19 protein-coding genes are annotated in these 23398 nt (G+C 56.0%); 6 read left to right on the top strand and 13 right to left on the bottom strand.

Annotated features, from left to right (window positions below; translation table 11 throughout):
- Nucleotides 1–7: 7 nt before the first annotated feature.
- Nucleotides 8–265: a hypothetical protein gene (locus ABLV78_RS18735; protein WP_228279834.1), complete on the top strand. Its 258-nt coding sequence runs from the start codon at nucleotides 8–10 to the stop codon at nucleotides 263–265.
- A 608-nt stretch (nucleotides 266–873) separates the two neighbouring features.
- On the opposite strand, the gene betA is transcribed toward ABLV78_RS18735, so the two are convergent.
- The 3 genes from betA to betI are packed head-to-tail and all read right to left on the bottom strand — an operon-like array spanning nucleotide 874 to nucleotide 4630.
- Nucleotides 874–2538 carry a choline dehydrogenase gene (gene betA, locus ABLV78_RS18730; protein ID WP_047049399.1) on the bottom strand — a complete coding sequence of 555 codons (1665 nt, stop codon included), beginning with the start codon at nucleotides 2536–2538 and terminating at the stop codon, nucleotides 874–876.
- A 14-nt stretch (nucleotides 2539–2552) separates the two neighbouring features.
- Entirely contained in the window at nucleotides 2553–4025 is a 1473-nt protein-coding gene (betB, locus tag ABLV78_RS18725; RefSeq protein ID WP_042893339.1) for a betaine-aldehyde dehydrogenase, read from the bottom strand.
- 11 nt (nucleotides 4026–4036) lie between these two features.
- Nucleotides 4037–4630 carry a transcriptional regulator BetI gene (gene betI / locus ABLV78_RS18720; RefSeq protein ID WP_045392822.1) on the bottom strand — a complete coding sequence of 198 codons (594 nt, stop codon included), beginning with the start codon at nucleotides 4628–4630 and terminating at the stop codon, nucleotides 4037–4039.
- A gap of 128 nt (nucleotides 4631–4758) precedes the next feature.
- Between betI and betT the strand changes: the two genes are divergently transcribed.
- The 3 genes from betT (at nucleotide 4759) to ABLV78_RS18705 (ending at nucleotide 9670) form a co-directional block, all read left to right on the top strand.
- Entirely contained in the window at nucleotides 4759–6792 is a 2034-nt protein-coding gene (gene betT / locus ABLV78_RS18715; protein ID WP_015704693.1) for a choline BCCT transporter BetT, read from the top strand.
- Nucleotides 6793–7004: 212 nt separating this feature from the next.
- Complete coding sequence (locus ABLV78_RS18710; RefSeq protein ID WP_348865305.1) at nucleotides 7005–9296, top strand: type VI secretion system Vgr family protein; 2292 nt, start codon at nucleotides 7005–7007, stop codon at nucleotides 9294–9296.
- An 8-nt stretch (nucleotides 9297–9304) separates the two neighbouring features.
- Nucleotides 9305–9670, top strand: a complete 366-nt coding sequence (locus ABLV78_RS18705; RefSeq protein ID WP_047049397.1) for a hypothetical protein — start codon at nucleotides 9305–9307, stop codon at nucleotides 9668–9670.
- A 79-nt stretch (nucleotides 9671–9749) separates the two neighbouring features.
- Here the strand turns inward: ABLV78_RS18705 and ABLV78_RS18700 are convergent, their stop codons facing one another.
- From ABLV78_RS18700 to ABLV78_RS18655, 10 genes are all read right to left on the bottom strand, one after another.
- Nucleotides 9750–10781, bottom strand: coding sequence for a methionine synthase (locus tag ABLV78_RS18700; RefSeq protein ID WP_047049395.1), 1032 nt, complete (start codon nucleotides 10779–10781; stop codon nucleotides 9750–9752).
- Nucleotides 10782–10806: 25 nt separating this feature from the next.
- Nucleotides 10807–11787: a DUF1852 domain-containing protein gene (locus ABLV78_RS18695; protein ID WP_047049391.1), complete on the bottom strand. Its 981-nt coding sequence runs from the start codon at nucleotides 11785–11787 to the stop codon at nucleotides 10807–10809.
- A gap of 274 nt (nucleotides 11788–12061) precedes the next feature.
- Nucleotides 12062–12847, bottom strand: coding sequence for an SDR family oxidoreductase (locus tag ABLV78_RS18690; protein ID WP_047049390.1), 786 nt, complete (start codon nucleotides 12845–12847; stop codon nucleotides 12062–12064).
- A 199-nt stretch (nucleotides 12848–13046) separates the two neighbouring features.
- Nucleotides 13047–13844 (bottom strand): SDR family oxidoreductase, encoded by a 798-nt coding sequence (locus ABLV78_RS18685; protein WP_020079384.1) that lies wholly within the window; start codon nucleotides 13842–13844, stop codon nucleotides 13047–13049.
- Nucleotides 13845–13905: 61 nt separating this feature from the next.
- Nucleotides 13906–14973, bottom strand: a complete 1068-nt coding sequence (locus ABLV78_RS18680; RefSeq protein WP_015367789.1) for an ABC transporter permease — start codon at nucleotides 14971–14973, stop codon at nucleotides 13906–13908.
- A gap of 17 nt (nucleotides 14974–14990) precedes the next feature.
- On the bottom strand, nucleotides 14991–16535 hold the full coding sequence (locus ABLV78_RS18675; protein ID WP_047049387.1) for a sugar ABC transporter ATP-binding protein: 1545 nt from the start codon (nucleotides 16533–16535) through the stop codon (nucleotides 14991–14993).
- Between the two features lies 1 nt (nucleotide 16536).
- Entirely contained in the window at nucleotides 16537–17157 is a 621-nt protein-coding gene (locus ABLV78_RS18670) for a DUF2291 family protein (protein WP_047049385.1), read from the bottom strand.
- A 43-nt stretch (nucleotides 17158–17200) separates the two neighbouring features.
- Complete coding sequence (locus tag ABLV78_RS18665) at nucleotides 17201–18136, bottom strand: D-ribose ABC transporter substrate-binding protein (protein WP_015367786.1); 936 nt, start codon at nucleotides 18134–18136, stop codon at nucleotides 17201–17203.
- Nucleotides 18137–18305: 169 nt separating this feature from the next.
- Nucleotides 18306–19826 (bottom strand): FGGY family carbohydrate kinase, encoded by a 1521-nt coding sequence (locus tag ABLV78_RS18660; protein WP_047049384.1) that lies wholly within the window; start codon nucleotides 19824–19826, stop codon nucleotides 18306–18308.
- 350 nt (nucleotides 19827–20176) lie between these two features.
- On the bottom strand, nucleotides 20177–21127 hold the full coding sequence (locus ABLV78_RS18655; RefSeq protein ID WP_015367784.1) for a sugar-binding transcriptional regulator: 951 nt from the start codon (nucleotides 21125–21127) through the stop codon (nucleotides 20177–20179).
- 373 nt (nucleotides 21128–21500) lie between these two features.
- Here ABLV78_RS18655 and ABLV78_RS18650 point away from each other — a divergent pair, with 373 nt between their 5' ends.
- Together ABLV78_RS18650 and ABLV78_RS18645 are read left to right on the top strand one after the other, a co-directional pair.
- Nucleotides 21501–22331, top strand: coding sequence for a transketolase (locus ABLV78_RS18650; RefSeq protein WP_047049382.1), 831 nt, complete (start codon nucleotides 21501–21503; stop codon nucleotides 22329–22331).
- Complete coding sequence (locus ABLV78_RS18645; protein ID WP_047049380.1) at nucleotides 22324–23265, top strand: transketolase family protein; 942 nt, start codon at nucleotides 22324–22326, stop codon at nucleotides 23263–23265. Before ABLV78_RS18650 ends, ABLV78_RS18645 begins: the two co-directional genes overlap by 8 nt.
- Nucleotides 23266–23398 lie beyond the last annotated feature (133 nt).

Below are 23398 nucleotides of genomic sequence, written 5' to 3'. Positions count from 1 at the left end.
AGTATAGGTGAAGCGCAGAGAGTGCGGGCGGGATGAGAAAACCCCGGTGGCGCTGTCGCTTACCGGGGCTACAGCGCTGTGCGATTTGGTAGCCCGGATGAGCGTAGCGCAATCCGGGGAGGGCGAGTGGCGTATCGCTGACACCGGTGCTGGCGGCTTCAAAATCCCCGGTGGCGCAGTCGCTTACCGGGGCTACAGCGCTGTGCGATTTGGTAGCCAGGATGAGCGTAGCGCAATCCGGGAAGGCCGGGTGGCATATCGCTGACACCGGTGCGGGCGGCTTCAAAATCCCCGGTGGCGCTGTCGCTTACCGGGGCTACAGAGTTGTGCGATTTGGTAGCCCGGATGAGCGCAGCGCAATCCGGGGAGGGCGAGTGGCGTATCGCTGACACCGGTGCTGGTGGCTTCAAAATCCCCGGTGGCGCTGTCGCTTACCGGGGCTACAGCGCTGTGCGATTTGGTAGCCCGGATGAGCGTAGCGCAATCCGGGAAGGCCGGGTGGCATATCGCTGACACCGGCGCAGGCGGCTTCAAAATCCCCGGTGGCGCTGTCGCTTACCGGGGCTACAGAGTTGTGCGATTTGGTAGCCCGGATGAGCGTAGCGCAATCCGGGAAGGCCGGGTGGCATATCGCTGACACCGGTGCGGGCGGCTTCAAAAACTCCGGTGGCGCAGTCGCTTACCGGGGCTACAGCGCTGTGCGATTTGGTAGCCCGGATGAGCGTAGCGCAATCCGGGAAGGCCGGGTGGCATATTGCTGACACCGGTGCTGGCGGCTTCAAAATCCCCGGTGGCGCTGTCGCTTACCGGGGCTACAGCGCTGTGCGATTTGGTAGCCCGGATGAGCGTAGCGCAATCCGGGGACCTGCTCGTTTAGCGGCGAACCGGCGCGTCGCCGGCGACATAGTAGGCCGCGGTGCTGCGCGGTAACGGCTGACGCCCGCGAATGGCATCGGCCATCTTCTCGCCAATCATGATCGTGGTGGCGTTCAGGTTGCCGGTAATAATCTGCGGCATAATCGACGCATCGACCACCCGTAACCCTTCCAGACCGTGGACGCGGCCTTCTCCGTCGACCACCGCCATGTCGTCGTACCCCATCTTACAGGTGCCGCACGGGTGGAACGCGGTTTCGGCGTGATTACGCACAAACTCATCTAACTCCGCATCGCTCTGGCACTCAACGCCAGGGCTGATTTCGCGCCCGCGATACTTATCCAGCGCCGGCTGGTTCATGATTTCGCGGGTAATACGGATGGCGTCGCGGAACTCCTGCCAGTCCTGTTCGCTCGACATATAGTTAAACAGGATTGCCGGATGGGCATGCGGGTCGCGCGATTTCAGGCGCACATGGCCGCGGCTTGGTGAACGCATCGAGCCAACGTGGCACTGGAAACCATGCTCTTTAACGGCATTGGAGCCATTGTAATTAATCGCCACCGGCAGGAAGTGGTACTGAATATTCGGCCAGGCGAACTCCTCGCGGCTGCGGATAAATCCGCCTGCTTCGAATTGATTGCTGGCGCCGATCCCGGTGCCGCCGAACAGCCATTCCGCGCCGATTTTCGGCTGGTTCCACCACTGTAGCGCCGGATACAGCGACACTGGCTCTTTGCACTCGTACTGCAGATACATCTCAAGATGATCCTGCAGATTTTCACCCACGCCGGGCAGGGCGTGGACCAGCGGAATATCAAACTGGCGCAGTAGCTCCGGGTCGCCGACGCCGGAACGCTGCAGAATTTGCGGCGAGGCGATGGCGCCGGCGCACAGCAGCACTTCCTTATTGGCTGTCGCTTTTGACGGCGCGCTGCTATCGCCTTCCAGCCACTCGACGCCGACCGCGCGTTTGCCGTCAAAAATAATGTGATCGGTCATGGCGTGGGTGCGGATGGTCAGGTTTGCGCGGCTGCGGGCCTGATCGAGATAGCCGCGGGCGGTGCTGGCGCGACGCCCCTGCGGCGTCACGGTGCGATCCATCGGGCCAAACCCTTCCTGCTGATAACCGTTGAGATCGTCAGTGCGCGGATAGCCTGCCTGCACGCCGGCTTCCACCATCGCATGGAACAGCGGATTATTATTCTGTTTCGGCGTAGCGACGCTCACCGGGCCGTCGCCGCCGTGATAGTCGTTAGGGCCGATATCGCGGGTTTCCGCTTTTCGGTAATAGGGCAGGCAGTCGAGGTAGCTCCAGTGTTCCAGCCCCGGCGCGGCGGCCCAGTTATCAAGGTCCATGGCGTTGCCGCGGATATAACACATGCCGTTAATCAGCGAGGAGCCGCCGAGACCTTTACCGCGTCCGCACTCCATGCGGCGGTGGTTCATATAGGGTTCCGGTTCGGTCTCATAGGCCCAGTTGTAGCGTTTGCCCTGCAGCGGGAAAGCCAGCGCGGCGGGCATCTGGGTGCGGAAATCAAAGCGGTAATCCGGACCGCCCGCTTCCAGCAGCAGGACGGTGGTGTTGGGATCTTCCGTTAAACGCGTCGCGAGGACGTTGCCGGCGGAGCCGGCGCCAATAATGATGTAGTCAAACTGCAAAAATGACCTCCTGGTTAAAATATGGATTGAAACTGACCCATCTCAACCTGGATGGATTTCACTTGGGTATAGCTCTGTAGCGTCATCACGCCGTTTTCTCGGCCAATGCCGGAGTGCTTATAGCCGCCGACCGGCATTTCCGCCGGCGATTCGCCCCAGCTGTTGATCCAGCAAATGCCCGCTTCCAGCTGGTGGATGATGCGGTGAGCGCGGTTCAGATCCGGCGTGACGACGCCAGCGGCAAGGCCGTACTCGGTGGCGTTGGCGCGGCGAATCACTTCCGCTTCGTCGTCATAGCTGAGAATCGACATCACCGGTCCGAAGATCTCTTCGCGCACGATAGTCATGTCGTCGGTACAGTCGGTGAAGACCGTCGGAGCGACCCATGCGCCATTATCGAAGCCTTCGCCTTTGAGCACATCGCCGCCGCACAGCAGGCGAGCGCCTTCGCTTTTGCCGCTCTCGATATAGCGCAGGACATTCTGGCGATGCGGGAAGCTGACCAGCGGGCCGAAGTTGGTATCGTCAGCAAACAGGTCTCCGGCGCGGATACGGCCCACGCGCTCCAGGATCTTGTGCTCAAATTCGGCTTTAAATTTCGCGGGCACAAACACGCGGGTGCCGTTGGTGCAGACCTGACCGGAGCTGTAGAAATTGGCCATCATGGCGATATCGGCGGCGAGGTCGAGGTTGGCATCTTCCGCGATAATCAGCGGTGATTTACCGCCCAGCTCCATGGTCACCTCTTTTAAAGAAGAGGCGGCGGAGTTGGCCATGACTTTTTTGCCGCTGGCGACACCGCCGGTGAAGGAGATTTTGGCGATGTCCGGATGCTCGGTCAGGTACTGGCCGGTTTCGGCGCCGATCCCCGGCAGGACGTTGAAGACCCCATCCGGCAGACCCGCTTCGCGGTAGATTTCCGCCAGCTTCAGCGCGGTGAGCGGAGTGACTTCGCTTGGTTTAAAGATCATCGCGTTACCGGCGGCCAGCGCCGGGGCCGATTTCCACAGCGCTATCTGGATCGGGTAGTTCCAGGCGCCGATACCGGCGACCACGCCAAGCGGTTCACGGCGGGTGTAGACAAAAGAACTGTCGCGCAGCGGGATCTGGCTGCCTTCCAGCGCCGGGATCAATCCGGCGTAGTACTCCAGTACATCGGCGCCGGTCACGATATCGACGGCGGCGGTTTCGCTCAGCGGTTTGCCGGTATCAAGCGTCTCCAGACGCGCCAGCTCATCGTTACGTTCGCGCAGAATATCAACCGCTTTACGCAGGATCCGCGAGCGCGCCATCGCGCTCATCGCCGCCCAGACTTTTTGCCCCTGTTGGGCGCTTTTTACCGCACGGTCGACGTCTTCACGCCCGGCGGCCTGGACGGTTGCCAGCACTTCCCCAGTGGCAGGGTTGATGGTCTCGAAAGTTTTACCGCTGGTGGCGGCGACAAACTTGCCGTGAATATAAAGCTGCTGTTCGGCCATTCGGGACATGGTTTCCTCCATTATTGCGAAGTCGGTGGCAGATACTGCCTGATGAAATGGTCCGCGAGCGCCTCAGCGCGGGCTTTGTCGAGCGGTTTACCGCTTAACGCCGCACGCAGCCACAGGCCATCGATCAGCGCCGCCAGGCCATAGCCCGCTTCCTGCGCCTGCTCGCGCGGCAGCTGGCGCTGAAACTCATAGACGATATTCGATAACAAACGCTTACTGCTGACCTGCTGCAGGCGGTAGAGCATCGGCTGGTGCATACTGCTGGCCCAGAAGGCAAGCCAGGCCTTCATCGCCGCGCCGCTTATCTGGCTGTCGTCGAAATTGCCGGCGACGATGGCCCGCAGACGCCGTTCAGCGCTGGCGCCGGGTAGCGCCCGCAGCCGCTGTAACACCGCATGACGTAGCTGGCCGGTGATGTCGCGCATCGTCGCCTCCAGCAGGCCGTTTTTGTCCTTGAAATAGTGGCTGATGATGCCCGTCGATACGCCCGCCCGGCGGGCGATCTGCGCGATGGTGGCGTCATGCATGCCGACCTCATTAATCGCCGCCAGCGTAGCGTCAATCAGCTGTCGCTGACGTATCGATTGCATCCCCAGTTTTGGCATTTCCCGGACTCCATTCATCAGATTTGTTTATCTATTAAAGCGGTTTTTGATTGGACGTTCAATATAAAATGTGTCTTAATTGTTACCGATTTGCTTTTTAATAGTTGCAATAAATGTAAGGAGAATGGATGACAGACCTTTCGCCGAGCAGAGAAAAGGACAAAATCAATCCGGTGGTTTTTTACACTTCCGCAGGACTGATTTTGTTGTTTTCCCTGATGACTATCTTCTTCAGCGATTTTTCCGCGGCCTGGATTGGCCGTACCCTGAACTGGGTTTCTAAAACCTTCGGCTGGTATTATTTACTCGCCGCCACGCTGTATATCGTGTTCGTCGTCTGTATTGCCTGTTCCCGCTTTGGCTCGGTGAAACTGGGGCCGGAGCACTCGAAGCCGGAGTTTAGCGTGCTGAGCTGGGCGGCGATGCTGTTTGCCGCCGGGATCGGCATCGACCTGATGTTCTTCTCGGTCGCCGAACCGGTCACGCAGTATATGCAGCCGCCGGAAGGGGCGGGGCAGACCATGGAAGCCGCCCGCCAGGCGATGGTGTGGACGCTATTCCACTACGGGCTCACCGGCTGGTCGATGTACGCCCTGATGGGAATGGCGCTGGGATACTTTAGCTATCGTTATAATTTGCCGCTTACCATCCGCTCCGCGCTCTATCCTATCTTCGGGAAAAAGATTAATGGCCCCATCGGCCACAGCGTCGATATCGCCGCGGTGATCGGTACGATTTTCGGTATCGCCACCACCCTCGGTATCGGCGTGGTGCAGCTCAATTATGGCCTGAGCGTGCTGTTCCATATTCCTGATTCATTGGGGGCAAAGGCGGCGCTGATTGTATTGTCGGTGATTATCGCCACCATTTCGGTGACCTCCGGCGTGGATAAGGGCATTCGTATCCTTTCCGAGCTCAACGTGGTACTGGCGCTGGGGCTGATCTTATTCATTCTGTTTATGGGCGATACCGAGTTCCTGCTCAATGCGCTGGTGTTGAACGTCGGGGATTACGTCAATCGCTTTATGGGAATGACGCTGAACAGCTTCGCCTTCGACCGCCCGGTGGAATGGATGAATAACTGGACGTTATTCTTCTGGGCCTGGTGGGTGGCATGGTCGCCGTTTGTCGGCTTGTTCCTGGCGCGTATTTCGCGCGGGCGCACCATTCGCCAGTTTGTGGTAGGTACGCTGATTATTCCGTTCACTTTCACCCTGCTGTGGCTGTCGGTATTCGGCAATAGCGCGCTGTATGAAATTATTCACGGCAATGCAGATTTTGCCGCCGAAGCCATCGCTCACCCGGAGCGCGGTTTCTATAACCTGCTGGCGCAGTATCCGGCGTTTACCTTTAGCGCCTCGGTCGCCACCATTACCGGCCTGCTGTTTTATGTCACCTCAGCGGACTCCGGCGCGCTGGTGCTCGGCAACTTCACTTCGAAGCTGAAGGATATTAATAGCGATGCGCCGAACTGGCTGCGCATCTTCTGGTCGGTGGTGATTGGCCTGTTGACCCTCGGTATGCTGATGACTAACGGCATCTCCGCCCTACAGAACGCGACGGTGATCATGGGGCTACCGTTCAGCTTTGTGATTTTCTTCGTGATGGCGGGGTTATATAAGTCATTGAAGGTGGAGGATTATCGCCGTGAAAGCGCCAATCGTGATACCGCGCCGCGCCCGCTTGGCGTGCAGGATCGTCTGAGCTGGAAAAAGCGCCTGTCACGCCTGATGAACTATCCCGGCACGCGCTATACCCGCCAGATGATGGAGACGGTATGCTTCCCGGCGATGGAAGAGGTGGCGCAGGAGCTGAAGCTGCGCGGCGCTTACGTTGAGCTGAAAAGCCTGCCGCCGGAAGAGGGGGATAACCTTGGTCACCTCGATCTGCTGGTGCATATGGGCGACGAACAGAACTTCGTCTACCAGATTTGGCCGCAGCAGTACTCGATTCCCGGTTTTACCTACCGGGCGCGCAGCGGCAAATCGACCTACTACCGTCTTGAGACTTTCCTGCTGGAAGGAAGCCAGGGTAACGACCTGATGGATTACAGCAAAGAGCAGGTGATCACCGATATTCTCGACCAGTACGAGCGGCACCTGAACTTTATTCATCTACACAGGGAAGCGCCGGGGAATAGCGTCACCTTCCCTGGAATGTAAACCCGCTTTTACCAGGGCGTCATGTAATAAATGACGCCCTTTTCTTGCAATCTAATACATTGTCAATTTACAGCTTTAATTATTAAATAGCTATTTAATGTACTATTTGTGCTTAATTAAAATGTTTTATTTGTGTTATTACTGGTTGTCATATAGTCATGGGGGGATATCTACGCTTAAATATCATTATTTGCAAATAATGGAATGAAATAATGAGTCCTCCAGGATTGCTTCCAGGGGCGACAACGATATTTAACCGTATATCTGTTGAGCTTCCGATTGACGGACTTTCTTTCTGGAAATTGTCTGGAGATGCAGCAATTTCAACGCCATTTTCTTTTGAAGCCGTGTTGCTGGCGACGGATGCGCGTATCGATCGTAGCACCTTGCTGGGAGAGTCGGTTACGGTTGCTGTTCCAGTAAAAAACGCGTTAGAACCGCGATATTTTAATGGCAAAGTCACTGGGATTGGCGTGGGGGCGATAGAGCTGTCAGGGAAACGATATGCGGCTTATTCGCTGACGCTTGAATCAGATTTATGGCCGATGCAGCGCGATCGTAATTCGCGCATCTTTCAGGAAAAAACAGTTCCGCAGATTGTGGTCATGCTATTGGCTGAACACCAGGTAAATGTTGAAGATGCGCTGCTGGAACAATATCGTGTCTGGGATTACTGTGTTCAATATCAGGAAAGTAGTTTTGATTTTATCAGCCGCTTAATGGAGCACGAAGGTATTGCTTATTATTTTCGCCACGATCGTGATAAGCATACGCTGGTTCTGGTTGATGCCGCTGAAAGTTATCATTCGATTACTGGTTATGAAGACATTCCCTACCAGTACACATCATTGCGTGGAAGTACGCCGGCCGAGGGCATCTCACGCTGGGCGATGCAGGATAACGTCACTCCGGGGCTATATAGCCTTGATGATTATGATTTTCGTAAACCGAATGCCTGGTTGCTGCAGGCGCGACAAAATCCGCTCTCCCCACGGCCGGGAAAAATTGATGTTTATGACAGGCCTGGTCGCTTTGTGGAGCATGAACAGGGGGCAAACTACGCCCGTCTTCGTCAACAGCGCTGGCAGGTGGAACAGCATAAAATTAACGCTACCTCGACGGCGCCGGGCATTGTGCCTGGCGCGCGATTTCAATTAAGCAACGCGCCGTTCTTTGGCGACAATGGCGAATATCTTACCATCCAGGCGCATTATGAATTCGAGGAAAATCGTTACGCCAGTGGTGCTGATAATCAGGCCATTCAGCGCATTGATTTTGTCGTGATCCCGTCGTCTACCGTCTTCCGTCCGCCACTGGCGACACCCTGGCCGCGTACCTATGGTCCGCAGACAGCAAGAGTGGTGGGCCCTCGGGCTGAGAGTATCTGGACCGATAAATATGGGCGCGTCAAAATGAAATTCCACTGGGATCGAGAAGGAAATAACGACGATAGCAGTTCCTGTTGGGTACGCGTATCGAGCGTCTGGGCAGGACAGGGGTTTGGCGGGATACAGATCCCGAGGGTCAATGATGAAGTGATCGTTGACTTTATTAACGGCGATCCCGACCGCCCAATAATTATCGGGCGCGTTTATAACGAATCTAGTTTACCGCCGTGGGCGCTACCGAACGAGGCCACGCGGATGGGGTTTATGACCCGTAGCAAAGATGGGCATAAAGATAATGCGAGCTATCTTTTCTTCGAAGATCGGGCGGGCAGCGAATCGGTTGATTTACACGCTGAAAGAGATATGAATATTTCAGTAGAGAACGATAAAACTGCGGCTATTGATGGCCACTATCTCACAAAAATAGGCAAAACGCAGACCCATGAAGTGATGGATGACGCCGTTTTTACTTATCTGTCCAGGCGTACCACCAGGGTTGAAAAAGCAGAAGAATCCATTTTTAACCAGGGTGAAACCAAGACAATCGCGAAGGGGAGAAAACTGGCCATCACCGACGGTGGCGATTTTTCACAGATTAACGGTGATGTGACGACCACCATTAATGGTACTGCCTGCACGACAATAAACATCGGCGATCGGTACCTGACCCTGGAAGATGGCAGCATGTGGCTGAAGGTTTCCGCGGGAGGACGGCACGTTGAAATCCACGACGGCGATGAATTAATAGTCCGTAGCGGCGGGCGTAAAAATACCATCATCGGCGGATTAACAACAACCGTAGCTGGAGGTTGGGCCCAAAAAGTGACTACCGGTGATATCGAGATATCGACCCCTGATACCATGATATTGCGAGGAGAAAAGAAAATTGACCTCCAGTGCCCGGATTATTTTGAATATAAAGCGGCGGCGATGTCGGTCAAACTTAATGATACCGCGCTGGCCCTAACAGAAATTAGCGTCAAAGGATTAAAATACGAAACTAATCCCGTGGTGTTTAAGTTTCGCGGCGGCGGGGCGCATTTTGAGATCAATGGTAATAGGCTGGAGTATAATTTATTGTCTTTGCAGACCGCACTATTAACAATCATTACATGAGAAATATAATGGAAAAATATTCAGGGATCATCATTCGTGGGCCCTTCTATGCCTTGATGGCTGCGGTTGTCTTCTGCTTTGCCCGAGGTTTTTTCTTCTACTGGCTGATTAAAAGGGATCCCGTAGCGACTCGCGCTAGTATCGTCTCTTATTATCCTAAAACACCGAACGATCGTGGCGAGGTGAGTATTGTATTAACGTATAGCTTTAGTGTCGGAGGTAAAATTTATAGCAAGGCCAATCAGTTTATGACTATTAATTCGGTGGATCTCGATAAGGTTTATGTGGGAAAAGAGGTGCCCGTGATCTACTATCGGGCTAATCCGAAGTACAGTAAGTTAGATTATTATCATCAGGAGTTAAGACAGAGATGATAACCTTGTGGGGATAAATAACAGCAACCGGGTAGACCCGGCTACTATTTTAGTATCAGAGAGTAGAAATCGGTGAATACTATTTCGCCGCCAGCTCCCGGCGAATGATTTCCGCCCCGGCGCTTAGCGCATGCAGCTTACCGCTGGCGACCTGACGCGATAACGGCGCCATGCCGCAGTTGGTTGATGGATAGAGCTTGTCGGCGTCGACGAACTGCAGGGCTTTACGCAGCGTGCTGGCCACCTCTTCTGGCGTCTCAATGGCGTTGGTCGCCACATCGATTGCTCCGACCATCACTTTCTTACCGCGGATGAGCTCCAGCAGGTCCATCGGTACGCGGGAGTTGTGGCACTCCAGCGAAATAATATCGATAGAAGAGGTCTGCAGTTTCGGGAACGCCTCTTCATACTGGCGCCATTCGGAGCCGAGCGTTTTTTTCCAGTCGGTATTGGCCTTAATGCCGTAGCCATAGCAGATATGTACGGCGGTTTCGCATTTCAGCCCTTCAACGGCTTTTTCCAGCGCGGCGATCCCCCATTCATTGACTTCATCAAAGAAGACGTTAAAGGCGGGTTCATCAAACTGAATAATATCTACCCCGGCGGCTTCTAATTCCCGGGCTTCCTGGTTGAGAATTTTGGCAAATTCCCATGCCAGCTTTTCACGGCTTTTATAGTGATCGTCATACAGCGTATCGATCATGGTCATTGGCCCCGGCAGGGCCCATTTAATCGGTTTGTTGGTGAGTTGACGCAGATATTTCGCATCTTCGACAAACACCGGCTGCTGGCGCTCGACGGCGCTGACGACGGTCGGCACGCTGGCGTCATAGCGGTTGCGAATTCTCACCGTTTGCCGTTTCTCAAAATCGACGCCGCTGAGATGTTCAATAAAGGTGGTGACAAAGTGCTGACGCGTCTGCTCGCCATCGCTGACGATATCAATGCCTGCGCGCAGCTGATCGTCGAGCGATAAACGCAGCGCATCGCGTTTGCCCAATACTAACTCTTCATTCTGTAATTTCCACGGCGACCACAGCGTTTCGGGCTGCGCCAGCCAGGTCGGTTTCGGTAAACTGCCTGCGGTGGATGTCGGGAGCAATGTTTTCATACAGGTGACCTTTATTTTTTATGATTTAGAGAGCGTAATGAGCTGACCATTGCTCAAGAATATGCTGGTACGGCTTAATAAACTGTTGTTCGGTAAATTTGCCCTGTTCAATCGCCAGGCGGCTGCGCTCTTCGCGGTCATAGACAATCCGGGTAAACGAATGATCCTGATTATTCAGGTTCGGCTGATAGCACTGCCCGGCCGCGGAGTTGGCGTTGTAAATTTCCGGGCGATAAATCTTCTGGAACGTTTCCATGGTGCTAATGGTACTAGCAAGCTCAAGGTTGCTGTAATCGCTAAGCAGATCCCCCGCGCAGAAGAAGGCCAGCGGCGCTACGCTATTGGCCGGCATAAAGTAACGCACCTGCAGGCCCATCTTATTGAAATAGGCTTCGGTGAGGGCCACGCCATCCTGCTGGTATTCGACGCCGAGAATAGGGTGCTGATTACCGGTCCGGCGGTAAGTATGCTTATTGGATACGCTCAGGCAGATGACCGGCGATTTTTTAAAACATTCATGGTATTCGGCAGAGTGCGTGAAGTGCTTGAAGATATTGCCATGCAGAACGCCATAATCTTCCGGCACGCTGAAGGTTGCCTTGTCTTTATTATATTCCGGCAGTAATACGCTAAAATCATAATCGCGCACATAAGAGGAAAAGTTATTTCCTACAATGCCTTCGCTACGCGTATTGGTGGCTTTATCGATAATATTGGTTTGCAGAATCTCAATCACCGGGAATGCCGCATTCTGGCCGTTAGCGGTAATATTCATCTCGACTGAGATAATATCGAGTTCGACGGAATAACGGTCGCCGTGCGGATTATCCCACTGCACCAGGTTATTAAAGCGATTATCAATCATCGTCAGCGTGTTGCGCAGGTTCTGCTGACGGTTTTCGCCCCGCGCCAGGTTGGCAAAATTGGTGGTAATACGCGTATTTTTCGCCGGGTTATAGTGTTCATCAAAACGACTGCGTTTAATCGTAAAGGTAAAGTCTGTCATCGTCTCTTTCCACCCTGGGTTCTGATATAAAAATGCAGGTATTTCACATTCCCAGAATGACCTTGCGATTTATCTGGATTTATTATTCAGTAGCATTCATATTGTCTGCAGTTGCTGAAGACTATTTTTGCCAGAGTCATTGAGTGAGTGAAAGAGAGTTAATTTCAATACGGCATGAGCCATCTTCATGATCCGTCATGTGCTCTGCGTAGACGTGCAAGAGTGGAATGAAATAGCCCCGGCTTAGGCATCGTTAGCCGGGGCAAGACCGGTTTTACCAGCAGATAAACCCGCCATCGACCACCAGATCGACGCCGGTGCAGAATGAGGCGGCGTCGCTGGCGAGGAATAGCGCCGGGCCGGCCATCTCTTCAACCTTCGCCATGCGCTGCATCGGGGTCTGGCTTTCAAACTCGCGGGTCTGATGCACCATCTCCGGGCGGGTATTCATCGGCGTGGCGGTATAGCCGGGGCTGATGGCGTTGACGCGGATCCCTTTATCAACCCACTCCATGGCCAGGCTTTTCGACAGGTGGATAACGCCGGCTTTCGAACAGTTGTAATGCGCCTGATCGAGGCCACGGTTAACGATAATCCCCGACATCGAGGCGATATTAATAATCGACCCGCCGCCAGACTCGAGCATCAATTCCGCTTCTGCTTTGCAGGAGTTCCATACGCCGGTGAGGTTGATGTCGATAACCCGCTGCCACTGCTCGCTTTCCATCTCCAGGGCCGGATTGGCGTTGGCGATACCGGCGGCGTTAACGGCGATATCGAGGCGGCCAAAGCGGCTTTTGGCCAGCGCAACGGCGGCGCGCAGGTCGGCAAGCTGGCGGACATCGCCGGTATAAGAACAGGCCTGGCCGCCGATGGATTCAATATGGCCGACCGTTTCCGCCAGGCCGCCGTCGTCGCGAAGATCAAAACAGACCACCCGCGCGCCGGCGCTGGCGAGCGCGCAGGCGATGGTTTGGCCGATGCCGCTGCCGGCGCCGGTCACGAAAGCGACGCGCTCCTGCAGGTTAAACAGCTGTTGTGCAAAGTCTTTGCCGATCATAGTGATTACTCTCTTCAGTATAGTGTCGAACGTCAGGGTCCCGGTTTCCCGGATGGCGGAGCGTAGCGCCTTATCCGGGCTACCCTTCGGCGGTATTACGTAGCCCCGGTAAGCAAAGCGCCACCGGGGGCCGTCCCGGAGTGGTGGCGCCAATGCGGGATGCCTTATTCGGGCGATAGGGCCCGCTAACCTCGGGGGATTACGACATAATTAAACCGCCATCGATATTAATGGTCTGCCCGGTGAGGTAGCGTGCGTCGTCGGAGGCGAGGAAGGCCACCAGCCCGGCCACGTCTTCCGGCTTACCGGCACGCTTCATCGGGATCCCTTCGACCCATTCCGCCATCAGTTCGCCCTTGCCGTAGCGCTTCTGCTCGGTGCTGAGAATTTCTCCCCACACGCGATCGTTGTAATCCCACATTTCACTCTCAATGATGCCGGGGCAGAAGGCGTTGACGGTGATGTTCCACGGCGCCAGTTCGTGCGCCAGGCTTTGGGTAATACCGATCACGCCCATTTTGCTGGCGGCGTAGTGCGGCGTGTAGATAAAGCCCTGACGCCCCTGGCCGGAAGAGGTATTAATCAGGCTGCCGTGGTTCTGTTTCACCATATATTTAGCGGCCTCGCGGCAGCACAGCCACACGCCGGTGGTGTTAACCGCGAGCACTTTTTCAAAATCGGCCTTTGGCATCCGATCGTAGTAATCGATGGTGATCACCCCGGCGTTCTGAATGGAGACGTCAATGGCGCCGAAGCGCGCGGCGGCCTGCTCATACAGCGACTGTACCTGCGCTTCGTCGGTCACATCGACCTGCAGCGATAAAATATCCGCCTGATAGCGCTGACGCAGGGTTTCGGCGGTCTCGTGAACGCGCTCGGCGTTGGAGACCATCACCAGATTAGCGCCGTCGCGGGCAAAGCGCTCCGCAATACCTGCGCCGATGCCGCGGCAAGCGCCGGTGATAACTACCGTTTTATTATGGAAATCTCGTTGCATATTTTTTCCCTTTCGATAAGCCGGGCGCCGGGCCCGGCGGAATACGTGAATACGGTTGCGATTAGCTGGAGGTGGCGCCGTTCGGCGGGATCGCGGCCAGCTTCTCTTCGTGGCGGCGCATCAGAATGACTTTGTTCTGCAGCTTCTGCTGGAACTGGTCGACGACAACGGCGGTGACGATCACCAGGCCCTTAATGACCATCTGCCAGAAGTCGCTAACTCCCATCATCACCATGCCGTCGGCGAGGAAGACGATCACGAAGGCGCCGATAATCGAGCCGGTCACCCGACCGCGGCCTCCTGCCAGCGCGGTTCCGCCGAGCACGGTGGCGCCGATGGCGTCCATCTCAAACATGTTGCCGGTCATCGGGTGGGCGGTTTGTAGCTGAGAGGCGACGATCAAGCCGACGAAGGCGGCGCACAGGCCGGAGAAGGCGTAGACGAAAATTTTGGCTTTGACGATCGGTACGCCGGCGAGGCGAGCGGCGGATTCGTTGCCGCCGATAGCGTAGATGTAGCGACCAAGCGGCGTTTTGGTCGTCAGCCAGTAGCCCAGTACCAGGAAGCCGATCATCAACCAGATCGGCAGATAAACGCCAAGCAGCGTACCGGAGCCCAGCGTGGCGAAACCGGTATTGCCCAGCGCTTCCATGCCGTTGAGGTTCGGGTAGGTGCTGCCGTTGTTAAACAGCAGGGCCGAGCCGCGGGCGACGTACATCATCCCTAAGGTGCAGATGAACGGCGCGACGCCGAAGCGGGTAATCACCGCGCCGTTAACCAGCCCTACCAGCACGCCGAAGACCGCGACGCAAAGGATGACCTCCGGGACGTTAAAGAAGATGATATCGCCGTTCCATAGCGGTAGCCCGTTGGTCAGCAGCGCGCCCGCGACCATCCCGCAGATACCTGCCACCGCGCCGACGGACAGGTCAATGCCGCCGGTGAGGATCACCAGCGTCATACCGATGGCCAACAGGCCGGTAATCGCCACGTGCTGGGTCATGATCAGCAGGTTAGAGGCGGTCAGGAAGTTCGGTACCATCACGCTGAAGAATGCGATCACCAGCAGCAGGGCGATGAAGGTTCTGGCCTTCAGCAGGTACATATAAATCATATATTTCTGGTTCATGATGGATTCCAGCCTGATTAATCTTGAGGTGTTGAAGCCGCGATTAACTTTTCGCGGGTCACCGCATGGCGCGGTAAATCGGCGGTAATGCGGCCATCGGCCATCACCAGGATGCGGTCGGCCAGCGCCATCACTTCATCCAGCTCCGAAGAGGAGAACATGACCGCCAGCCCCTGCTGGGCCATTTTGCCGATCAGGTGATAGACGTCGGTTTTCGCGCCGACGTCGATGCCGCGCGTCGGTTCATCAAGGAACACCACCTGCGGCTGGGTCATCAGCGCCTTACCCAGCACCACTTTTTGTTGGTTGCCGCCGCTCAGCGAGGTGATGGGTAAATTGGCGTCGCTTACTTTGATCGCCAGTTGCTGAATCATCTCTTTTACGCAGGACTCTTCTTTCTGCGGATTCAGCCACCGCCAGGCGCGGCGGAAACCCTGCAGGCTAAAATCAGAGAGCGTCATGTTGGATTGAATCGACATCATCTGCACCACGCCTTCGCCCTGGCGGTCTTCCGGCACCAGCGCCAGCCCCTTTTTCAGGCGATGTTGAAAGCGAGATTTACCGATGCTTTCGCCGTTAAGATGTACCTCGCCGCTCTGGCAGGGCATCAGGCCGACCAGCCCTTTAAACAGCTCGGTGCGCCCGGCGCCCAGCAGGCCGTAAATACCGATCACTTCGCCCCTGCTGAGGGTGAAGGTGACATCATTGAGTTTGTAGCCGCCGCTCGGATGCAGCGCGGTCAGCCCCTTGACCTCAAGCACCGCGTTGCCTTTTGGCGCGGGCTGATAATCAAAGTGCTTTTTCTTGTCGCCGACCATCTGCTCGATGATCCACGGCACGCTGGCGTCGCTGACGTTACGCTCGCTGATAAAGCGGCCGTCGCGGAAAATGGTGATGTTGTCGCCAATCTCCATCAGCTCTTCGAGGCGATGCGAAATGTAGATAATGGTGACGCCGCGGCGCTTAAGCTGCTCGATAACCTTAAACAGCACTTTGACTTCTGACTGGCTCAGCGCCGAGGTGGGTTCATCCATAATCAGCACGCGGGTGTCTTTCGATAGCGCGCGGGCGATTTCAACCAGCTGTTGATGGCCAATCCCCAGTTCGCCCAGCTGCGTGTAGGGATCGACGTCGAGCTCCAGCCGCTCCAGTAGCGATTTGGCTAACGCATATTGATATTTTTCGTTGATGCGTCCTTTCTGAAAGAATTCATTAGCCATGAATATGTTGTCCATCACATTCATATTGGGGAATAAATTCAGTTCCTGGAAAATAATGCTGATGCCTAATTTCTCTGCCTGGTGGGTAGAGTTTAAAGTCACCGCTTCGCCATCGAGAATAATTTGACCGGAGGAGGGCGTTTCCACGCCGGCAAGCATTTTCATCATGGTGGATTTACCCGCACCATTTTCTCCGATCAGAACGTTAACCTTATTTCGATAGACCCGGTAATTCACGTTATCCAGCGCGGTCACGCCGGGATAAATGCGCGAAAGGCCGCGGGTTTCGATAATCACTTCAGATTCGACTGGTTGGGGAGCGACGATATCTTGCGGCGTCATATTATTGTCCCCCCGGATGAACGATTTTCGCCGGGGTGATTTCCGGAATAGTTTGTGGAATATCCCAGGCTGAGAAGACGCCATACACTTCTACGTTGTCGCCGGTTTTCAGGTTGGCCGCCTGAATCATTTTGACCGCCTGACTATTAATATTTTTGCTGTATTCGCCAAACAGCACCTGGTCGTTAAAGTCCTGGTAGCTGGCGCCGCGGTAACCGTCGCGCAGCAGGGTGCCGCGCAGAGTAGGGCCAATCTGCACCACTACATTACCGATGCTGCCATCGGCAAGGGTCATCTTGCCGCTGCGCGAGGCGCTATCCAGCTTGCTGACGGCGCCCGCCACCTTGACGTAAAAGATGCACGGGTTTTCGTCCTGGGCGCGGTAGCCCAGCGCTTTGCAGGCGCTATCGATATCTTTTTGCGCCTTCAGCGCGCTCATCAACTCCGCCGCCGGGCGGGCGTTGGCGACCACCTGCGGCACGATGCTCTGCTGCCAGGTTTTATCGATGTTCGCCATATGCGGATTGGGCGGGGATTTCAGGTCTGCCAGCTCCTGCTGCGAGACGATGCGGCAGCCGCCAAGCGCCAGAACGGCCAGCGCCAGACAGGTTTTCTTATACATAATGCTCTCCTCTGCGCCCCCGCAGGGGCGCAACCACCCGAACTCAGGACTTGATATTGAAGTCCTGAACTTTATCTGCGTTATCCTGGGTAATCAGAATGCCGCGGAACATCACGCGCTGCTTCGCCGGCTTTTCGCCTTTTTGCAGGTAGTTATCGAGATCGGTAACGCCCTGGGCGGCGATGGCCTGCGCCTGGAGCATCACGGTCGCCTGTAGCGTGCCTGCCTTCACCGCATCGCGTTCGTCGTTGCTACCGTCGATGCCGACGACAATCACATCGTTACGATTGGCCGCTTTCAGCGCCGCGATGGCGCCAAGAGCCACCGGGCCGTTACCGCAGATCACCCCTTTGACATCCGGGTGAGCCTGCAGAATGCTATCCATAATGCGTTTGCCGTCGATCAGGGTGCCTTTGGCATCCTGTTTTGCCACGCTGACCATATCCGGGTACTGGTCAATCACCTGGTGGAAGGATTTAGAACGGGTGACGCAGTTATTATCGGCGAGGTTGCAGGTCAGTTCGGCGTATTTGCCTTTTTCCGCCATTTTCTCAACAAATACGTTGGCGACTTCTGAACCGGCCTGGAAGTTATTGTGGGTAATTTGTTCCAGCGCGACATCATCAACCGGAATTTCACGGTTAATTAAGACCACCGGAATACCCGCTTTTTTGGCTTTTTCAATGGCGGCGACGCTGGCGGTGGAGTCGGCATTATCGAGAATAATTCCCTGCACCTTTTTACCAATGGCGGTATCAATCAGCTCATTTTGCTTTTTGACATCTTCGCCATGCGAAAGCACGGTCGTTTTATAGCCGAGGGCTTGCGCTTTTTCGCTGGCGCCTTTGGCTTCCGAGGCGTAATAAGGGTTATCCAGCGAGTTAACCATTATCATAATGGTGCCTTTTTCGGCGCTATGCGCGGCAAAGGAAAAGGCGGTCAGGGTCGCAGCGGTTAAAAGAGTTAAACGTAATTTCATGACTCTGTTCCTGTATTTTTATATTCGAACAAATGATCCCTGAGCGGGCAGGGTTTACGGTCTGAAATTTCCCCAGAATAAATTCGGGGGTTGCGATACATCGTTATGGGCCGGGGTTCTCCTGTAGTGGGTTAATAAGGTTCGTCGCCCAATCTGACGCCGATGGGCATCAGGCCGGCGAATCCGGTTTCCATAATGTTCTGTTTACCGCATGGCGCCACTCCTGCCAGCGCTGCTGTAGGCGCTGGTGGCGGGCCATGTCGGGTTGAAAAGCGCTGTGTTCGGTTAAGAAGGCTTGCAGGTCGGCGGTTTCACCCGGAGTGAGGGCTTTTCGCGCCAGCAGCGCCGCGCCGATGGCGGACAGTTCCGGGATATCGCTGCGCATCACCGGGCAGCCGAGCAGGTCGGCCTGGTATTGCATCAGCCAGTCGTTGTTGGTTGGACCGCCGTCGACCATTAATGCCGTCAGGGTGAATTCAGCGTGCTGGCGCATCGCCGCCACCACGTCGGCGATTTGATAGGTAATGGATTCCAGCGCCGCGCGGATCAGGTGCGCGCGCTTGACCCCGCGGCTAAGGCCGCAGATTACCCCGCGGGCGCTGTCGTCCCACCAGGGGGCGCCGAGCCCGGTCAGCGCCGGTACGAAGTAGACCCCTAAAGTCGAATCGACGGAGGCGGGCAGGGTATTCAGCTCATGGGCCAGGTCGGCTGCGGAGAGTTCGCTCAGTCCGGTGCTGTCCGCCATCCATGCTACCGCATCGCCGGTATGGGGGATGTTGCCTTCCAGTCCCCACACCAGCTGGTCGCCATCGTGCCAGGCGACGGTGGTCGCCAGGGCGGCAATATCGCACTGGGCCGATTGGACCGGCGCCATCACCGAGGAGCCGGTACCGTAGGTGGCTTTCACACAGCCAGCTTCGCCAAGGGCGTGGCCGAATAGCGCGGCGTGGGAGTCGCCAATCATCGCCATCACCGGGATACCGTCGGGGATCGCCGCCAGCCCTTTGGTGTAGCCGAACAGCCCGCTCGACGGTTTAATCTCCGGCAGCGCCGCGCGCGGAATACCAAACAGCGTCAGCATCTCCTCATCCCACTCGCCGCGGTGCAGATTCAGCAATTGGGTGCGGGCAGCGTTGGAGTAATCGCAGAAGAAAGATTGTCCGCCGGTTAAATTCCACAGCAGCCAGCTGTCGATAGTGCCGAGGCAAATCTCGCCGCGCGCGGCAAGCTGATAACCATCGGGAGTGGCATCCAGCAGCCAGCGCATTTTGGAGGCGGAAAACAGCGGTGCAATCGGCAGGCCGGTGGCGTGCTTAATGCGCTGCTCCTGACGATCGCGACGCAGCGTGTCGCAGAAAGCGGCGCTGCGGGTACATTGCCATGTGATGGCGGCGTTAATCGGTTCGCCGCTGGCGCGATACCAGCCGATAGCGGTTTCTCGTTGATTACTGATAGCCAGCGCCGCGACGTTTTCCGCGCCGACGTGCGCCACCGCTTTGGCGATCACCGCAATCGAGGCCGCCATCAGCGCCTCGCCGGATTGTTCCACCCAACCTTCGCGCGGGGTTTGGATCGCCAGCGGCTGCGAGAACTTGACGCTGACCTTGCCTTTGCCGTCCAGCACCACGGCTTTCGCGTTGGTGGTGCCTTCATCCAGCGCAATGATGAACTCTTTGGCTGTCGCCTGCATATGATGCTCTCCTCGGTCACACATTGTCCTGGAACGGCGGAAACAGAGATGGTCTCCGGCCATTGCATGCGTCTATGCAGGCCATGATGTGACATATCGTTATCGTTTTTTTAATCACTGAATATATATTCGATAGTGATTATTTATTTGATACCTTAAGCCACAAACCCGGTGATGGGCTACCTGAAAAATCATCAATTGTGCTGGCAATCACATTTCGCAGATTGGGAATATGACACGACGGTGGGGAAGTGAGTGGTTTAATTTGTTGAATTATAATGGGTTATTTTGCAATCCCTGTTGCTGAAAAAACAGCCTCAGGGATTGACGAGGCATAAAACTGCGGAGGATTAGTCGCTAACCAGCAGTCTGGCGGTGGGGTAATCGGTGATTAAAACATCGATATAGCCGCCGGTAAGCGCGCCTTTTATTGCCGCGACTTTGTCGGTGCCGCCGGCCAGCGCGACCACGTTCGGACATTTTTTGACTTTCTCCAGCGCCATGCCGATCACCGGATCTTCATCTTCGCGTAACACCGGCTGGCCGTATTTGTCGTAGTAGTGCAGGCAGATATCGCCAACCGCGCCCCGCGCCGCCAGCACCTGCAGCATATCTTCGTGATAATAGTTGCCCGACGTTTTCAGCAACTGGGAAGGTTCGAGAATGCCAATGCCGACAATGGCGATATCGACCTCGTCAAAGCGTGAAACCACGTCGGCGACATCTTTGCTGGCCAGCAGGCGGTTGCGCTCTTCCATGGAACCTTCGATGCTCTGCGACGGCAGCAGCCAGGCATCGCAATTAAGACGCTGGGCCAGCGTCTGGGTGAGGATCGTCGCCTGCACGTTGCCGTTGGGCCCGACGCCGCCAAGCAGTTGGATGACGCCGCTGGCCTTCAGGTTTTGCGCGTGAACCTCATCAACCATCGCGCGGATGGTGGAACTCCATGAAGAAACGCCAATCAGATCTTTTGGCCGCAGGCGGGTTTCCAGGTAGTGCGCGGCGGCTGAGCCAATCGCCCGCTTGATGGTATGGTCGCTGGCCTCTTCTTCGGTATCGACCACCACCGCCTGTTTAAGCCCGTAGCGATCCTCAAGCCCCTTTTCGAGATTGAGGAAGATATTTGATGGCTGTACGACGCTGATTTTGACAACGCCCTCTTTTTGGCAGCGGGTAATCGCGCGAGAGACAAATGACTGAGACAGCGAGAGAAGTTGGGCGATATCAGACTGCTTTCGTCCTTCCAGATAGTAAAGCGTGGCAATCTTCACCAATAGCCGTTGTTCATCCTGCTTAGCCATATTAATCCTCGAAAATCATTTATCGCCTTTCTTCAGGCGTTTAGCTGCAGCCATTATCGTAGTGACTTTTATCATACGCGAAAAAAAATCACACTTAAGTGTGATGATGGTCAAATTTTTACCACTCATCAAAATCGGCTATGGACAAAAACAAAACAGCCAGGCCATAATCGAATAAAGAATCATCATTGAATATATATTCAAGGCGGTTTTGAGTCAACGAGTTTATCCGGGCTTCGCCTGGAGCGGGAGGCAGAATGTTCCTGAGTATGGCGCTGGGGTGGAAGGCTAACCACCGGCATGGGGATATCTGGTTTTTTTAGTCCCTGACGGAATAAATATTCCATATTGAAAATAAATTCAGAGGTATTAAATGAATCCCTACAGATTTGATGTCCAGACGCTTGAGCGCAAAGCGCGCGCCGTGCGCCGCCACATTGTCCGCTTAAACGCCAATAGTCCGGCTGGCGGGCACACCGGGGCCGACCTGTCGCAGGTCGAGCTGTTAACCGCGCTCTACTTCCGTGTGCTCAATGCGGCGCCCGATCGCCTGGACGACCCGCAGCGCGATATCTATATCCAGTCGAAAGGCCATGCGGTGGGCTGCTACTACTGCGTCCTGGCGGAAGCCGGTTTCTTCCCGATCGATTGGCTGGAGACCTACCAGCATGCGAACTCGCATCTTCCCGGCCATCCGGTGCGGCAGAAAACGCCGGGCATTGAGCTCAACACCGGCGCGCTGGGCCACGGTTTGCCCGTTGCGGTGGGGCTGGCGCTGGCCGCGAAGAAAAGCAACAGCTCACGCCGCATCTTTTTAATCACCGGCGACGGCGAACTGGCGGAAGGCAGTAACTGGGAGGCGGCGCTGGCGGCGGCCCATTACGGCCTCGATAACCTGGTCATTATTAATGATAAGAACAATCTTCAGCTGGCCGGGCCAACCCGCGAAATTATGAATACCGATCCGCTGGCCGATAAATGGCGCGCCTTCGGCATGGAGGTCAGCGAATGCGAGGGCAACGATATGGCCTCGGTGGTCGCGACTCTCGAAGGGCTACAGCAGAACGGTAAACCTAACGTCATTATTGCCAACACCACGAAGGGCGCGGGCATCTCCTTTATCCAGGGGCGCCCGGAGTGGCACCACCGGGTGCCGAAAGGCGAGGAAATCGCACTGGCGCTGGAGGAACTGAAAGATGAGTAATGCAGAACACCTGGCGAACGTGATGGTCGAGGCGTTTATCGCCGCGGTGGAAAAGGGCGTCGATCTGGTGCCGGTGGTCGCGGACTCCACCTCAACGGCCAAGATCGCTCCCTTTATTAAGCAGTTCCCCGGACGGCTGGTTAACGTCGGTATCGCCGAGCAGAGCATGGTCGGCACCGCCGCGGGTCTGGCGCTCGGCGGTAAAGTGGCGGTGACCTGTAACGCCGCGCCGTTCCTTGTCTCTCGCGCCAACGAGCAGATTAAAGTTGATGTCTGCTACAACAACACCAACGTCAAGCTCTTTGGCCTCAACGCCGGCGCCAGCTATGGCCCATTGGCCAGTACCCACCATGCCATTGACGATCTGGCGGTAATGCGCGGTTTCGGCAATATCCAGATTTTCGCCCCCTCCACGCCGCGCGAATGTCGGCAGATTATCGACTACGCCCTGGCGTATCAGGGGCCGGTTTATATTCGTCTGGATGGCAAGGCGCTGCCGGAGTTGCATGACGAAGCGTACCGTTTTGTGCCCGGCGCGGTGCTGACCCTGCGCGAAGGCGCAGCGGTGGCGCTGGTGGCGACCGGCTCGACGGTGCACGAAGTGGTGGAGGCGGCGCAGCAGCTTGCCGACCTTGGTATTGAGGCTAAAGTGGTTAGCGTGCCGTCGATTCGACCCTGCGATACCGCGGCGCTGCTGGCGGCGCTGCGGTCATGTCGTTCAGTCATTACCGTCGAAGAGCATAATGTCAACGGCGGGTTGGGGAGCCTGGTCGCCGAAGTGCTGGCGGAAGCGGGGACAGGGATTGCCTTGCAGCGTCTGGGGATCCCGGATGGCGAATATGCGGCGGCCGCCGATCGCGGCTGGCTGCGTCAACATCACGGTTTTGACGCGGCGTCGATTGTCGCGCGAGTACAGAAGTCAGTACGGGGTTGAAGCACAACGCCCTCCATGGGGAGGGCGTCAGACTGCTGACAAACGTGCTTAAAAGTGAATGAGGGTTCTTTTTCTCCCTCTCCCTCCCAGGGAGAGGGCCGGGGTGAGGGGGATAACGAGCTGACTAATCAGC

This window comes from Klebsiella sp. CN_Kp075, from assembly GCF_040065055.2.
Classification (GTDB): Bacteria; Pseudomonadota; Gammaproteobacteria; order Enterobacterales; family Enterobacteriaceae; genus Klebsiella; species Klebsiella aerogenes.
This window is presented reverse-complemented; position numbering and strand designations above follow the sequence as displayed.